Source organism: Clostridium subterminale, from assembly GCF_039521425.1.
GTDB lineage: Bacteria > Bacillota > Clostridia > Clostridiales > Clostridiaceae > Clostridium_J > Clostridium_J subterminale.
Map to the genome: position 1 here is coordinate 1 of NZ_BAAACI010000029.1, position 1,009 is coordinate 1,009.

A 1,009-nucleotide genomic window follows, 5' to 3' on the forward strand; every position below is an offset into this window, starting at 1 on the left:
ACGTTAAAACTAAGATATTAGAACCTCATACACCTGGATATATCAGTGATTTTCAATTGGATATAAATTATATGGACAACCCTTCTAATAATCATATATGGGATGGTTTTTTAGATACATTAACAGAAAAAGACCAGGAAATAAAAGATTTTCTTCAGGAATGGTATGGATTAATATTGAGTAACTACGATGCATCTATAGTAAAATCTTTTACATACTTAACTGGTAAAGGGGATTCAGGAAAATCAATTCCTATAAAGGTATTAAATGCGTTATTAACCGATAAATTGTTTATGGCATTAGATGTATGTAAACTAGGTGATAGATTCAGCCTTGGGAATGTAGCGAATAAAAGGCTTATTGCCTGTGGTGATGTTGTAGGAAGGTTTATTGATGAAAGTTCATTAGGGATGATGAAACAATTAACTGGTGGAGATATCATAAGTATAGAAAAGAAAGGGAAAGACCCTTTAAGCATACATTACAGAGGATTAATGATGTTTAGTGCTAACCACATACCTTCATTCAATGGAGATTTAGGTCGTCATGTATTCGAAAGAATTAATATAATTCCATGCAATAATGTTATTCCAGCAGAAAAAAGGGATAAGCTATTCCATGAAAAAATACTGCAAGAAAAAGATTATATATTCAAATGGGCACTTGAAGGACTAGAAAGGTTAATAAATAATGACTTTAGATTTACCCAATCTAAGAAAATGATTGAAGCTAAAGAAGAGTATAGCCTGGATGTTGATAGTGTAAGAGCATTTATTAGGCGTAGTTATGACATTACAGAAAGTAAGCAAGATAGGTGTAAAACTAAGACTGTTTATGAGGAATACAATAACTATTGTCTTGAAGAGGATCTTATTCCAGTATCAAAGAAAAACTTTAAACCTAGACTATTGAATTTAAACATAGGCTTTACAGTATATTGTGGAAGTGAACACTATACACATTTAAGAAAAAAGGATTATATAGAAGTTGAAGAGGATACATCTCTATT

General features: G+C 31.0%; 1 protein-coding gene. It reads left to right on the forward strand.

What is annotated here, in order from left to right; genetic code table 11:
- A partial coding sequence (locus ABDZ93_RS20050) for a DNA primase family protein (protein WP_343828292.1) occupies positions 1–1,009 on the forward strand: 1,009 nt, incomplete at both ends.